Origin of the sequence: Gottfriedia sp. NPDC056225 (genome assembly GCF_042267765.1) — a bacterium.
In the GTDB taxonomy this organism is placed as follows: domain Bacteria; phylum Bacillota; class Bacilli; order Bacillales; family Bacillaceae_G; genus Gottfriedia.
The window spans coordinates 35,446-49,916 of the sequence record NZ_JBHJTJ010000036.1 but is presented as its reverse complement, the minus strand read 5'-3'; the positions used below and the strand labels follow the sequence as shown (position 1 = coordinate 49,916).

Genomic DNA, 14,471 nt, shown 5'->3' with positions numbered 1-14,471 from the left:
AAATGCCTTAAATATCCATATTTATTTTAATTGTGGATAAACTTTTATTAAACTCATACACTTCATAAGTTCAATCAGGGTATTTTTAATTAGTTAATTGAATGTAAACATTTTTGAACTTCGTGCTACAAAATGTGACAACTAATAGACAGAGTTTTAATTTTAATAGGATAAATAATTTTAATGGGTAAAATATAAAGGATTGTTAGAAAAATGATAAGAAAGGATGGATAGGATGGAAAATTCAAAAGACAATTCCCCAAAAACGAGCAGTAATTGTCCAAACTGTAATACAATGAATGATGGCGAATATTCAAATACTAGCAAGGTAATTCAAGATCATTATGAATATGAGTGCCCAAATTGTGGAAAACCAGATCTTTTTTATAATAAAAAATAAATTAAAACGACTCTTATGAGTCGTTTTTCCTTAATAAACATGAAAAAAGACCTATAAATCGGGTTTATTTTCATTTATGATCGATGTGATAATATGTAGTGAATCCCATTCTCCGTTTGAAAATTTTATAATTGGGTATTTTTTTGGAAATAGCTTATTTCGGATAACTTCAGCTGAATTCCCTTCTTTTTGTAAAGTTAATACTTTATGTTTAATAGATAATAAATAGTCTAGTTTTCGTTCAAGCGCTACGCGACCATCTTCTACAAAGCCTGCATGGTTGCAAAATACATCTTGAAAATCATATGATAATACTCTCTCTAATGAGTGAATAATTGAAGGAATACTTTCTTCTGCTAATACGACTTTTGTCCTGTCACTTACAAATAAATCTCCCGTAAATAATTGACCTGTTTCCTGATTTAATAAAGCTTTATGATCTAATGCATGACCAGGTGTATCAATTACTTTCCATGTTGCATTTCTGGATGCAAAAGTTTCAGGCATAGCCTTAGCACGAAACGGCTTTCTTCTCCCCCAAAAGAGTTGCCTATATAAAGGATAATCTGCCCTACGCGCGCAATAATCAATTGTTTTTTCATTTATATAAATTGGCAGTTTCTTTGTTTTTTCAATATAAGCGGCACAACCTGAATGATCTTCATGAGAATGAGTTATCATTACTTGATCAAAATCTGCTTCGTCAATAAAAGATTCGAAATATCTATGTAAGGACTGCGATCCCGTATCAATTAATACACCATCCACTAAATAACTGTAAACATTTAATGAAACACTTAGAAATTTAACTTCTCCATTCAAGTATGAGACGCCATTTTTCTCTCCTAAGTATGATTTTTTCGTTAAATACATCAGCTTTCATCTCCTAACTATTAAACCAAAAATCATTTTCAACTAGTTATTTATAGTAGCAATTGATAATAAGTATAAAATCCCGATCTCAGTTTACTTCAATATGTTTTATTTTTATAATATTCTGCATTTTTACTTTATCATAAAAATGAATGAATAACCACTCATTCTTTTATTTAAAACTGCCAAATTCTCAAATAAAAAAGCCGCATAAACGATTTTTCATCTTATTGAACTAACACTTCAGGTTAGTGGCATAAGTACATTTTTAATTTATTAATTGAATGAAACCAAATCAGGGCTTAGTGCTATAAAATGTGGTAAGCAATTTCGTGTATTTCTTATTCAATTAACCTTCTAAATTAGTAAAACAAAAAATCAACAATCTCCTTTAACAGCTATCATTTAAATACTAATTCAGAATCTAAACAAATAAAAAAGCAGGAGAGCAAGATCAATACCTGCTTCTCCAGCTTTTATAATTAGTACTAAATCACTTTGGTTGCATACGAATTGCACCATCTAGGCGGATTACTTCACCGTTTAACATTGGATTTTCAACAATGCTTTTCGCTAAATGTGCGTATTCTGATGGCTTACCTAGACGTGATGGGAATGGAACCATGTTTCCTAATGATTCTCTAGCTTTTTCTGGTAATACATCAAACATTGGTGTTTCAAATATACCAGGAGCGATGCTCATTACTCTGATGCCATATCTTGATAAATCCCTAGCAATTGGTAATGTCATACCAGCTACAGCGCTCTTTGATGCACCGTAAGCTGCTTGCCCCATTTGACCATCAAATGCTGCAACTGAAGCAGTGTTAATAATAACACCTCTTTCACCAAATTCATTTGGTTCGTTATTAATCATTTGTTCAGCTGCTAAACGAATAACGTTAAATGTACCAACTAGGTTTACATTTATGATTTTTTGGAATGATTCTAATGAATGAATTCCGTCTCTTTTAATTACTTTTTCAGCTAATACAATACCTGCACAGTTTACTACTGTATTAATTGAACCATATTTAGTCAAAACATTCTTAAGTGAGTTTTTTACGCTCTCTTCTGAAGATACGTCCGTTTTTTCAAAACAAACATTGTCTTCACCTAATTCAGCTATTAAGCTAGTAGCTCTCTCTTCATTTAAGTCGAAAATAGCAGCTTTCCCACCATTTTCTACGATCATTCTAACTGTTCCTGCACCTAAACCTGATGCTCCACCTGTAACGATTGCGATACTTTCACGAATGTTCATTATAAAATCCCCCAATGTTTTGTTAAAATTAATTTAATCTCTCGATAATTGTTGCATTTGCCATACCATGACCTTCACAAATCGCTTGTAATCCATAGCGGCCGCCTGTTTTTTCTAAGGCGTTACACATTGTAACCATAACTCTTGCACCACTAGCACCAAGTGGGTGACCTAATGCGATCGCTCCACCAAAAATATTTAATTTTTCAAATGGTACCCCTAGTTCTTTTTGCCATGCTAAAGGTACAGTTGCAAATGCCTCATTTATTTCAAACAAATCGATTTGATCAATTGTTAAACCACATTTTTGCAGAACTTTTTGTGTAGCTTGAATGGGCCCTGTAAGCATTAATTTAGGGTCTGACCCGACCACAGTTCTCCCTATAATTCTAAACTTTGGCTTAAATCCTAATTGATGAGCTTTTTCTTTACTCATTAAAAGTAGTCCTGCAGCACCGTCACTAATTTGACTTGCATTTCCAGCAGTAACCGAACCAGTTTCGATAAATACTGGTTTTAAAGTTGTTAATTTTTCAATTGATGAGTTTTCTCTTGGTCCTTCATCCTTTGTCACTTTAACAAGTTCACCATCTTGATTATGCACAGAAACCGCAACAATTTCGTCTTCAAAGTAGCCTTGCTTCATCGCTTTTAATGCTTTTTGATGGCTATTATAAGCAAATTCATCTTGCTCTTGTCGAGAGATGTTCCACTTTTCATTAATTCGTTCTGCAGAGATTCCTTGATTAAAGTCACCAAACATACTTGTTAACTTCTCATTCCACTTTGATCCTTTTAAATTTGAAAACATTGGTACTCTTGTCATGCTTTCCACTCCTGCTGCAATGACAATGTCCATATCTCCACTTAAAATTGCTTGCGATGCAAAATGAACAGATTGTTGACTTGAACCACATTGACGGTCTATGGTTACACCGGGCACTTCAATTGGTAGACCCGCTAATAAAGCTGCAATTCTACCAACATCACCTGCCTGTTCTCCAACTTGCGTAACACAGCCCATAATCACATCATCTATTTCTTTCGGATCAAATTCATTTCGACTTACTAATTCCTTTAGTACAATCGCAGCTAAGTCATCAGGTCTTGTTTCGCTAAAGCTGCCACCTCTTTTACCAATAGGTGTTCTTAAAGCATCCACAATAACTACTTCTCTCATAAATATGATCCTCCAATTTTAAGTTAGGATTAATTCAAATCTAATTGTTTCGCAATAATTGTCTTCATGATTTCATTTGTACCTGCATAAATTGACATGATTTGAATATCTCTGAAACGTCTAGCAATTTCGTATTCTTCCATATATCCATATCCACCATGTAATTGAAGACACTCAGAAGCCACTTTTTTACCTAAATCAGTAATCCACCATTTTGCCATCGAAACTTGTTTAACAACATTTATGCCTTCCATATGCTTATAAATTAAATCTTCAATGAAAGTGCGACCAATTTCAATTTCAGTTGCTAATTCTACAAGTTTAAATTGAGTATTTTGGAAACCTGCAATTGATTTTCCAAATGCTTTTCTACTTTTTACATATTCAGTTGTAACTTTTAGCATTGCTTCAGCTGAAACTAATGCTTCTAATGCAACTACTAATCGTTCTTGTTGTAGTTTTTCCATTAAGTAGTAGAAGCCTTTTCCTTCTTCACCTAGCAAATTTTTTATAGGTACTTTTGCATCTTGGAAAATTAATTCAGCCGTATCTTGACTGTGAAGTCCTACTTTATTTAATTTCTTCCCTCTAGAAAACCCAACTGTATCTTTTTCGACAACTAATAAGCTAATTCCTTTATGTGCAGGTTGAATTGTCGAATCTGTTTTCACTGCAATAATAATTAGGTCAGAATGGATTCCATTTGTAATAAACGTTTTTTCACCATTTACAATATAGTAATCTCCTTGTTTTACTGCCGTCGTCTTAATATTAGCTAAGTCTGATCCTGCGCCTGGTTCAGTCATGGCAACTGCTGTAATATACTCACCAGAGATACATTTTGGCAGCCATTCCATTTTTTGCTCTTCATTTCCATATGCAGTCAAATAAGGTACAACGATATCATTGTGTAATGCTACACCTACAAAACTTGATCCAACCTTTTCAAGCTCCTCTATAATAATGACAGAATAGCCGAAATCAACACCTAATCCGCCATATTTCTCATCAACATATGGACATAAAAATCCTTCGTTGCCTAATTTATCCCAAAATTCTCTCGGAATCATTTTATTTTGTTCCCACTCTTCATAGAATGGTACAGCTTCTTTTTGTAAAAATTTTCTAAGAGCCGTGCGGAAAATTTCATGTTCTCTCGTTAAGTAAGAATGTTTCATAATAAGCCCCCCTAAAAAAATATCACACCATTAAAACGCTTACAAAATTCAAAATACTAAATTTTATAAATATTACATTTGTAATAATCATATGATGTTAAATATAATTTATCAAGGAGCAAAATAAAAAAGAACTGGCTAACCAGTTCTTTTGATAGGAGACAAACTTTTAAAAATAAATCGAATTACCCAATTTTAATCGTAATTTTTCCAAAATTATTACCTTCACCCATTTTTTGTAGCGCACTAATTACATCGACAAATTCAAATGATTGATCTAAAATTGGTTTAATTTTATGTTGTTCAAAGAAAGCTAACATTTGTTCAAACTCTCTTGGACTTCCCATCGTCGTCCCTCTAATATCCATATTTTTAAAGAATACTTTAGGTAAAACTGTTTGAGGAACAGGACCATTCGTTGCACCATATGATACAATTCTTCCGCCTTGCCCAGTTAAATCAATTAAACGATTAAATGACTCACCACCAACTCCATCGATCGTTAGATTAACTAAACCGAATTCCTTCCGAAGTTTCTTATACCAATCATTTTCTCGATAATTAAAACCGGCAATTGCACCTAACTCGATTGCTTTTGCAATTTTTTCCTCACTACTTGAAGTCACGATTACTTTTGCTCCAAATGCAACAGCAATTTGTAATGCGTATAACGCGACTCCGCTTCCTATTCCAGGAATTAATACCACGTCATCTTTCTGTAATTGACCACGTGTAATTAATGATCTGTATGCAGTAAGTGCCGCTAATGGAATTGCTGCCGCTTCTTCCCATGATAGATAAGCTGGTTTTTTATAAACATTTTCAACTGGTAGTTTAAGATATTCAGCAAATGTCCCATTTGAAGGCATACCAAGTACAGTAAATTCCTCTGAATTGATATCGTCACGATCCCCCCAGTTTAAGCTCGGGTTCATAATTACTTCATCACCTACAGAAAAACTCTTTACCGCTTCTCCAACGGCCTCAATAACCCCAGCCCCATCTGAACCTAAAATTGCATCTAATTTCATCCCTGGATACATACCATGAGTAATAAAATAGTCACGTCTGTTTAATGATGCTGCTTTTAATTTGACTACTACTTCATTTCGGTCTAATGTACCAATCTCGACATTTTCCATTTTTAATGACTCAGGTCCTTTAGTGTCTCTTAAAATATAAGCTTTCAATCAAATCACTCCTTTTAATAGTTTTAAATAAGTCGTAAAACCCTTTTTATGTAAATTAAATCTTATTCAATTTTTATTTTACCAAAAAAAGTTAGAATTAGTTTAATTAATGAATTGAGTATGAATAATGGTAATATGAAAATGGATTGATATAGAGATAATCGGCTCTTTGCTTGGAAAATTTAATAGTTTTGCTTATTCTTTTTTTGTAATTATGTAGATTGAACTAACTTCGGTACGTGAAATTCGCACAGATAATTGGGCTGTATTTTTCAGTTCTCGACCATAATAGTGAACCTAGATTACTAAATTTAATAAAGAACTGGCTAAAAATTTTGCTAACGGTTTATTTTTTTTTGCTAGATTTAAATTTTTTCGAGGGGATTATCTTATTTTTATGCTTATTTAACTAATTATCCATTGATGTGTTGGGCTTATTGCAGTTTTATTTTTTTAAATTGCAGATTTGCTAGTTTTATTTGCAGTTTTATGATTTTTGTTAGTACTTTTGACGTTTTTATTTGCACCGATTTTATTGCTCCTACTATGTTAATTTTAAACTCCTCAAAATACAGCAAGTTAATCTCTAAAATAAATAGCTGTTATTACCCATCTCTATCCTAATATGTTAACAACCCATATGTATGAAACTCTCTCTTGGATACATTTTCTCTATTAAGAATTAAAATACTGTAAAATATTTCCAATCGTTGATATAATCTAATTGTAGTTAATTATTAGAACTTTCTAATCACTAAGAGTCTTCTCTAGTCAAAGAGGATCTTAACGTTATTTTGTTCTGAGATTAATATCTTAATTGATCAATTGGAGAGTATAGAGTAACAAAATCGAAGGAGTTAGGCGATGAACTGGTAATAGACTAACGTGTTGGTCTATAAAAAAGTCACTAGCATCACAACTATCAAATTAAGGTGTTTCTGAGTAAATGAGTGTAATTAAATTGTATAGTGATTCTAATACTCGTAATCTGGAAGTTGTGACTCTTGATATTTCAACTCCACTTATTAATAATGCTGTAAAATGGTACATTAGCCCTTAAATCCCATCTCAAATTAATAAAAATTATTAAGGAGGTATTTAAATATGATTATGGGGATTATTCTTCTTTTGTTTGGCGGATTACTAATTGCAAATCCTAAAATAATATGGTTTATTACAGAAAGTTGGAAAACAGAAAATTCAACTGATCCATCTAGTTTCTATACTGTTTCTACACGTATCGGAGGAATTTTGTTAGTACTATTCGCAGTATTTACAATCTATGTGTCAACTTGGTGATTAGGGGCATCAGATAAAACAATAAAAGTAAAACAAATCATTTTTTCAATCCGTCAATTCACCCAATTCAATAAATTTTCCACTCTAGTTTTTCACAAGTTCTTACCTATTGAAAGAATAGTACGCTAAACTTCTATCCTACTAAAATTAATTTCCACAGGAATAATCTACTAAATTTAAAATAGCACGTTTAATTTTGTAAATCACTACTATTTTTCTAATAATTAAATAGTTCACGTTGTCAAAACTTGTTACATATTTACTAAACTTGTCTTTTGGTAGGAGTGGAATATCTGTTTGTTATTTCCTATATTTCCTCATAGACTATTTATTGTTATTACGATATACTTTCTAACTCTATTAATTTAAAATAAATAAAAAAACTCTCACCACTTTGAGAGTCGAAATTATTTACTTATTTTGATAGGAAAAAGATGCCAAGTGCGCTAGGACCAGTATGGACACCGACTGCTGCTCCAACTGAATTTTCAATGATATTTTCACTACCTATAATATCCTGTAGCTGTTTAATAAATTGTTCAGTTGAAACATCCTTTACTCCATATACAACTCCGACAGTTCTTTTAAGTTCATCTTTTCTAATTTTCATCAATTCAAGCATGCGATTTATTGCCTTTTTTCGACCCCGTACTTTTTCAAGTGGTTTAAACTTCCCTTCACTTACTTCCATAATCGGATTTATATTTAACATTCCTCCGAGGAATCCAGCAAATTTACCGACCCGCCCTCCCCGTATTAAATATTGGAGATCTTCTATTGTAAAAATATGTTGTATCTTATTTATATTGTTGTTTAATTCATTGAGTAGATTTTCTATTGGTTCTTCATTATTAATGCTTTCGATTAATTCCATAACTAATACTCCAATTCCAAGGGATACTGATCTAGTATCAATTATATGAATTGAAGCATTTGGATTGTTTTCCATAATATCTAGTTTTACTAATTGCGCGAAATTATAAGTTCCAGATAAATCCCCTGAGCATGTGAGATATACACAGTTTTGCTCTGCGCTACTTGCGACTAAAGTCTGATAAATTGCATCGTAAGAAGGTAAAGATGAAGTAAAGTTTTCTCCATTTTTCATTCTTTCCATTAACTCATGGGCTTTTAAATTTACACCATCCAAATATTCCTTATCAAATTGGTCATAAACTCTTAAAGGGATTACTGAAATATCGTATTTCTTCAATATTTCAGTTGGAAGATCAGCTGAGCTATCAACAATTAATTTAAGTTTCAATTTAATCACCTATTCCTAAATTAATCATGTATTTTTAATCTTATTAAATAGTATTCTAAATATTCAATCAATTATTTGTCATTTAAATTTATTTTTATCGACAAATTTAAGTTAAATGAAATTGAATTTAGTTGAGAAAGAATAGTTCATTTTGTTACACGGTAATTTGAGTAAACTCCATCAATTAAAATAAAACATAAGCACTTTAAGTGTCTTATGCTTTATTTTTTTGTTTCTTGAATAAGCTACTTATTTTTCCATAAAAAAGGCTTTTCGCTCAGCAGTAATCCATTTCTCTAAATCGTCCTGACTACGTCGCACAAGCCTATTCACTAATACATCGTGCCATACATAGTCCTCTAATAAGTAAATATGAACAGGGTCATCTGTATAAAAAGCTATGCTTCGCTCCTGGGTTGAAGGTCCATAAATCATCTCCTTAGAATCAATGGACAAGATAAACCAATGTTCTGTGGACTTGGTTTCAGTAAAAGGTGTAATGCGATGGATTTCTAGATTTTCAATTGGATCTTCCACGTGTAATGTAATACCTTGAATGGTTACTGTTTCACTCGCCTCAATTAAGTCCTTTTTCAAAACCTCATACATTTCGTCCCACATCGAAATAACAATACGTTTTTCTGCTTTTTTAATTAATGTCACGCAATAGTTAATAATCGTTTTATAGTCTTTTAAAGAAATAACACGGTTGTCCATTTTTTCACTAGAGTTTTCTAGACTTTTTAAGGAATCGCTTATTACTGTATAAGTTGATTGCCACTCAGATTGAGCCTTTTGCAAAAAGATTTCAACAGGCAGTGGTGAATATCGGGCTGTGTCATTTATTTCTTCCCTCAAGACAATTCCTTTTTCAACAAGATTACTTAACACATCATAAATTCGTGCTCTTGGTATTCCTGAGTCCTTGCTAACTTGGTAAGCTGTAACCGGACCTTGTTTAACAAGAGATAGATAAGATTTAGATTCATACTCGTTAAAACCTAATTTTTTGAGTTGTTGCACTATACTGTCCACTTTCATCGCCCTCCTATTATTTTCTTATTTAATAAATTTACAATAACTATTTACATATAGCAATTAGTTAGTTACTATTTCAGTAGTAACTAAAGTTGAAAGGTTGATAGAAATGCATTTAGATTCATCATTATTAATTATTTTAATTGTTTTTGGATTTTTAGCTTCATTTATTGACTCTGTTGTAGGAGGTGGTGGGCTTATTACACTACCAACATTATTATTTACAGGGTTGAATCCCGCTGTGGCAGTAGCTACTAACAAATTAGCATCGACTATTGGCTCCTTAACAAGTACATTTATGTTTTATCGTTCAGGTAAGCTTGATCTAAAATCAGTGATTAAATTTTTTCCCCTCACGTTTATTGGTTCATTATTAGGTGCATACACCGTTCATTTGCTAAACCCTGAATTGCTTAAGCCATTGATGCTAATAATGTTAGCAGTAGTAGCTATTTTTACTATTTTCAAGAAAGATTGGGGTAGCCTTTCATCCCCAAAAAAGCTGCCCACCTATCAGTTCATTATTTTTCTAGTTACCATATTTGCGATTGGCTTCTATGATGGATTCATTGGCCCTGGAACAGGATCTTTTTTAATTTTTTCTTTTTTACTGATTGGTTTTGACTTTTTAAAGGCTGCTGGGAATGCAAAGTTTTTAAACTTCTGTAGTAATATCGCTGGTTTAATGATGTTTATGTTTTTAGGGCAAGTAAACTACACTTATGGAATAATAATGGGAATTGCCCAAATTGCTGGTGCGATTTGCGGTTCAAAATTTGCGATAAAAAAAGGAAGTGGATACGTTCGTACTCTGTTTATTTCAGTGACATGTTTATTGTTAGCGAAGAATGTTTATGATTATTTTCAATAAAGTTTAAACAATTTTACTACCTGCTATTGTTATACTATTATATTTTGTTTATACATAGGCTACTAAGGCAGAATAATAGAATGATATAAAGGTGATTATTAACTTATAAAAAGGAACTTCTTCTATTCTGTTGAATTTTCTTTTATGAGGTGAAAATGAAATGACAAAAAGCTTATTTCTCAGTGTCTTTGTATTATTATGTTTACTGACCGCTTGTTCAACGAATTCAAATGAACATGTCTTTAGTCGGCAAATTTATCTATCTTTTGTTGGTTCGCCGCATAATACGATTCCTGACACAATTCATGATGGTACAATTCAAGTATCAATGAATCTTGATGGACAGTATTACTCGAAAGGCACTAAAACCATTAAACTGACTATAGTCAATAATGGAGAACAGCTATTTTATGGAACACCATATACGATCGAGCGATTTGATGAAAAATCAGAAACGTGGAAAGAGGTTCCCTTTCAAAAAGATTTCCAGTTTAAGCAAATTGGTCTAGTTATTAACCAATCAGAAATAAAAGATGAACGATTACAATTAGTTCAGCACGTCTTTCAAAACTACTTGAACCAGGTTATTATCGAGTGACTAAGTCGTTTTCACTAAATGCAGACAAATACGTAAAACTATCTTCTATTTTTCAAATACTTTAATAAGTGTTTTAAAGCTTACATATTCTAAACATGCAATCAAAACAAAGACTAAAATTCCGTGACTAATCCATTGATAGTTTTTGAGACACCGCTTGTTACACATTTTTTAAAATAGATTAAATTCTGTTGGATTTGATTCGGATTTAGCTAAAATAATTCGATGTGGAAATAAAAAAAGAAGTGTCTTATAAATTTACTTATAAGACACTTCTTTTATATTTATGCATGTAACTTTTCGTATTTTTCTATCTCATTTTCATATTTCATCGTAATGGCAATATCATCTAAACCATTTAGTAATTTCTCTTTCCAAACTGGATCGATTGAAAATTCATAGTTCCCAAATATTGTTTTTACTACTTGTTTTTCTAAGTCTACTTCAATTTCTTGAGTTCCATTTAATGTGGATAATTGAGCGCGAATCTCATCATTTAAGACAATAGGTAGCATGCCATTTTTTATACAATTATTGTAGAAGATATCTGCGAAGCTACCTGCAATAACAATGGTAAAGCCATAATCATTTAATGCCCAAGGTGCGTGCTCTCTGGATGAGCCGCAACCAAAATTATTTCCACTTATTAATATTGAAGCGTTTTTTCGCTCTTCATAATTTAAAGCGAATGTTTTATTAGGTGAGCGATCGTCATGATATCGCCATTCATCAAATAAGAATTCTCCAAAACCAGTTCGCTCGATTCGTTTTAAATATTGTTTTGGAATAATTTGGTCAGTGTCGATATTGTCTAACATGATTGATACTGTTGTACCTTTATGCGTACGTAACGGTTTCATTTGCTTGCTCCTTTCGAATGTCAATAAAATGACCATGAACTGCAGCAGCCGCTGCCATTACTGGACTTACTAAATGTGTTCGTGCTCCTTTACCTTGTCTTCCTTCAAAGTTTCGATTAGATGTAGATGCGCAATGTTCTCCAGCTGGTACTTGATCCGGATTCATTGCTAGGCACATCGAACAACCGGCTTCTCTCCATTCAAATCCTGCTTCAATAAATATTTTATGTAGTCCTTTTTCCATTGCTAGATTTCGGACTTTTTTAGAGCCTGGAACAACTAATGCTCGCACGTCAGATTTTACTTTCTTCCCTTTAAGATAATTTGCTGCTTCCTCTAAATCTGATAATCTAGAATTTGTACAAGAACCGATAAATACATGTTGGACAGGAATTTCGTTAGGTGTAATTTCAGGTTTTAATCCCATGTATTCATATGCACGTTCGTAGTTTTCATCTTTAGCTTTTGGAAGAACTTCGTCAATTCTTACGCCCATACCAGGATTTGTTCCCCAAGTTACATATGGTGCAAGAGTTGTTACGTCAACTTCGATTGACTTGTCATATACTGCTCCTTCTTCTGTATATAATTTCTTCCATTCTATCAATTTTTGATCATATGAATTTACAGTAAATTTTCGACCTTTTAAATAATCAAATGTTTTTTGGTCAGGTGCAATCAATCCTGCTTTAGCTCCACCTTCAATCGCCATATTGCAAAGTGTCATACGTTCTTCCATTGTCATATTGCTAACTGCCTCACCATAAAACTCAATGACATGACCTGTTCCCATTGATACACCGTAAGTTGCTAATAAATGCAGAATGATATCTTTTGCATATACACCTTTTGGCAGCTTACCATCAAGTTTTACACCCATTGATTTCGGTTTAACTTGCCATAATGTTTGTGTTGCTAATACGTGTTCAACTTCACTTGTTCCTATTCCAAATGCTAATGCTCCAAAAGCACCATGTGTAGATGTATGACTATCTCCACAAACAATTGTTTTTCCGGGTTGTGTTAAACCTAGCTCAGGACCAATTACATGGACAATACCTTGTTCTTCATCAGTTATATCGGCTAAAGGAATATTGAATTCCTGACAATTATTTCTTAACGTATCCATCTGTTGTTTTGCGATTAAATCTGTAATCACTAATTGATTTACGGTAGGGACATTGTGATCCATTGTCGCAAAAGTTAATTCTGGTCTTCTGACATTCCGATTAGATAATCTTAATCCTTCAAATGCTTGTGGTGAAGTTACTTCATGAACTAAATGTAAATCGATATACAAAAGCTGAGGTTTACCTACTTCACCAGTTACGACATGATTTTGCCAAAGCTTATCAAACAATGTTTGCTTCATCGACTTGTACCTCCAACCGTTTGAAATTGTAACTCTTTTAATACTTGCTCAGTAAATTCAGTCGTTGAATTTTTTCCGCCTAAGTCACCTGTTAAGTTGCCGCTATTTATTGTATTAACAATCGCATTTTCAATAGAATTTGCTTCATCGACTAAATTAAAATCACCTAGCATCATCGCAACAGACCTTAACATCGCAATAGGATTCGCTTTATTTTGTCCTGCTATATCTGGAGCAGAGCCATGAATAGGTTCATACAATGAAGGTCCATTTCCTGATTTACTTGTCGAAGGTAGCATGCCTAGTGAACCTGTAATCATGGATGCTTCATCGCTTAAAATATCACCAAATAAATTTTCAGTAACGATTACATCAAATCTTCTTGGGTTTCTAATTAATTCCATTGCAGCTGCATCGACAAGAATATGTTCAACTTCCACTTCTGGGTAATTTGAACTTAATTCATTGACAATTTTTCTCCAAAGTTTACTAGATTCTAATACATTTGCTTTATCAACTGATGTAAGCTTTCCTTTTCTCGTTTTTGCTAATTCAAACCCATAAGTTACAATCCGTTCAATTTCCTCTCTACTATAGTAAAGTGTATCTGTCGCTTCATTTTCATTATGAAAACGTGGTTCTGAGAAATAAATTCCGCCTGTCAATTCACGAACAACAACAAAGCTTACATTTCTAACTTGTTCTGATTTTAAAGGTGAATGATTGACTAGTTGATCGTACACATCGACTGGACGTATGTTTGCGTATAAATTAAGTGACTTTCTTAATCGTAATAAACCACTCTCTGGCCGTTCTACACCTTGATCCCATTTTGGTCCACCAACTGCCGCTAATAACACGGCATCCGAATTTAAACAATTTTCTAATGTTTCTTTCGGTAATGAAGTGCCTGTTTCATCAATAGCATGACCACCAAATAAATTTGTAGAAAAAGTAAAGTTATGTTGATAAGATTGTGCAATCTGTTCTAAAACTTGCATAGCTGAACTCATAATTTCTGGTCCGATTCCGTCTCCTGGAAGACATGCGATATTTAATTTCATTTTAGAACCTCCTTTTCGCT

The 14,471-nt window shown here is 32.8% G+C and carries 13 protein-coding genes; 3 read left to right on the top strand and 10 right to left on the bottom strand.

The window, feature by feature from the left end; translation table 11 throughout:
• Window positions 1–451: 451 nt before the first annotated feature.
• The 5 genes from ACFCYN_RS19085 to ACFCYN_RS19065 all read right to left on the bottom strand — a co-directional run bounded on the left by ACFCYN_RS19085 (window position 452) and on the right by ACFCYN_RS19065 (window position 6,085).
• Complete coding sequence (locus ACFCYN_RS19085) at window positions 452–1,273, bottom strand: MBL fold metallo-hydrolase (RefSeq protein ID WP_375951035.1); 822 nt, start codon at window positions 1,271–1,273, stop codon at window positions 452–454.
• Window positions 1,274–1,766: 493 nt separating this feature from the next.
• Entirely contained in the window at window positions 1,767–2,537 is a 771-nt protein-coding gene (locus ACFCYN_RS19080) for a 3-hydroxyacyl-CoA dehydrogenase (protein WP_172444782.1), read from the bottom strand.
• Window positions 2,538–2,565: 28 nt separating this feature from the next.
• A complete protein-coding gene (locus tag ACFCYN_RS19075; RefSeq protein WP_375951033.1) occupies window positions 2,566–3,717 on the bottom strand; it encodes a thiolase family protein in 1,152 nt (383 codons plus the stop codon).
• Between the two features lie 29 nt (window positions 3,718–3,746).
• Window positions 3,747–4,895: an acyl-CoA dehydrogenase family protein gene (locus tag ACFCYN_RS19070; RefSeq protein ID WP_172444784.1), complete on the bottom strand. Its 1,149-nt coding sequence runs from the start codon at window positions 4,893–4,895 to the stop codon at window positions 3,747–3,749.
• Between the two features lie 185 nt (window positions 4,896–5,080).
• Window positions 5,081–6,085 carry a zinc-dependent alcohol dehydrogenase family protein gene (locus tag ACFCYN_RS19065; RefSeq protein WP_375951031.1) on the bottom strand — a complete coding sequence of 335 codons (1,005 nt, stop codon included), beginning with the start codon at window positions 6,083–6,085 and terminating at the stop codon, window positions 5,081–5,083.
• Between the two features lie 1,104 nt (window positions 6,086–7,189).
• Between ACFCYN_RS19065 and ACFCYN_RS19060 the strand changes: the two genes are divergently transcribed.
• On the top strand, window positions 7,190–7,384 hold the full coding sequence (locus tag ACFCYN_RS19060) for a DUF6199 family natural product biosynthesis protein (protein WP_172444786.1): 195 nt from the start codon (window positions 7,190–7,192) through the stop codon (window positions 7,382–7,384).
• Between the two features lie 415 nt (window positions 7,385–7,799).
• On the opposite strand, the gene ACFCYN_RS19055 is transcribed toward ACFCYN_RS19060, so the two are convergent.
• Together ACFCYN_RS19055 and ACFCYN_RS19050 are read right to left on the bottom strand one after the other, a co-directional pair.
• Window positions 7,800–8,648, bottom strand: coding sequence for a DegV family protein (locus ACFCYN_RS19055; protein ID WP_375951028.1), 849 nt, complete (start codon window positions 8,646–8,648; stop codon window positions 7,800–7,802).
• A gap of 249 nt (window positions 8,649–8,897) precedes the next feature.
• Entirely contained in the window at window positions 8,898–9,683 is a 786-nt protein-coding gene (locus ACFCYN_RS19050; protein WP_375951027.1) for a TrmB family transcriptional regulator, read from the bottom strand.
• Between the two features lie 112 nt (window positions 9,684–9,795).
• On the opposite strand from ACFCYN_RS19050, the gene ACFCYN_RS19045 reads away from it, so the two are divergent.
• Both ACFCYN_RS19045 and ACFCYN_RS19040 read left to right on the top strand, forming a co-directional pair.
• Window positions 9,796–10,557, top strand: a complete 762-nt coding sequence (locus tag ACFCYN_RS19045) for a sulfite exporter TauE/SafE family protein (RefSeq protein ID WP_375951025.1) — start codon at window positions 9,796–9,798, stop codon at window positions 10,555–10,557.
• A gap of 160 nt (window positions 10,558–10,717) precedes the next feature.
• A complete protein-coding gene (locus ACFCYN_RS19040; RefSeq protein WP_375951023.1) occupies window positions 10,718–11,155 on the top strand; it encodes an immunoglobulin-like domain-containing protein in 438 nt (145 codons plus the stop codon).
• A gap of 284 nt (window positions 11,156–11,439) precedes the next feature.
• On the opposite strand, the gene leuD is transcribed toward ACFCYN_RS19040, so the two are convergent.
• The 3 genes from leuD to leuB are packed head-to-tail and all read right to left on the bottom strand — an operon-like array spanning window position 11,440 to window position 14,451.
• Window positions 11,440–12,015, bottom strand: a complete 576-nt coding sequence (leuD, locus tag ACFCYN_RS19035) for a 3-isopropylmalate dehydratase small subunit (RefSeq protein WP_375951021.1) — start codon at window positions 12,013–12,015, stop codon at window positions 11,440–11,442.
• The gene (gene leuC, locus ACFCYN_RS19030) at window positions 11,993–13,387 is read right to left on the bottom strand and encodes a 3-isopropylmalate dehydratase large subunit (RefSeq protein WP_172444791.1); all 1,395 of its coding nucleotides are present in this window, start codon (window positions 13,385–13,387) and stop codon (window positions 11,993–11,995) included. Before leuC ends, leuD begins: the two co-directional genes overlap by 23 nt.
• Entirely contained in the window at window positions 13,384–14,451 is a 1,068-nt protein-coding gene (leuB, locus tag ACFCYN_RS19025; RefSeq protein ID WP_375951018.1) for a 3-isopropylmalate dehydrogenase, read from the bottom strand. The genes leuC and leuB overlap by 4 nt, the downstream gene beginning before the upstream one ends.
• Window positions 14,452–14,471: the final 20 nt, after the last annotated feature.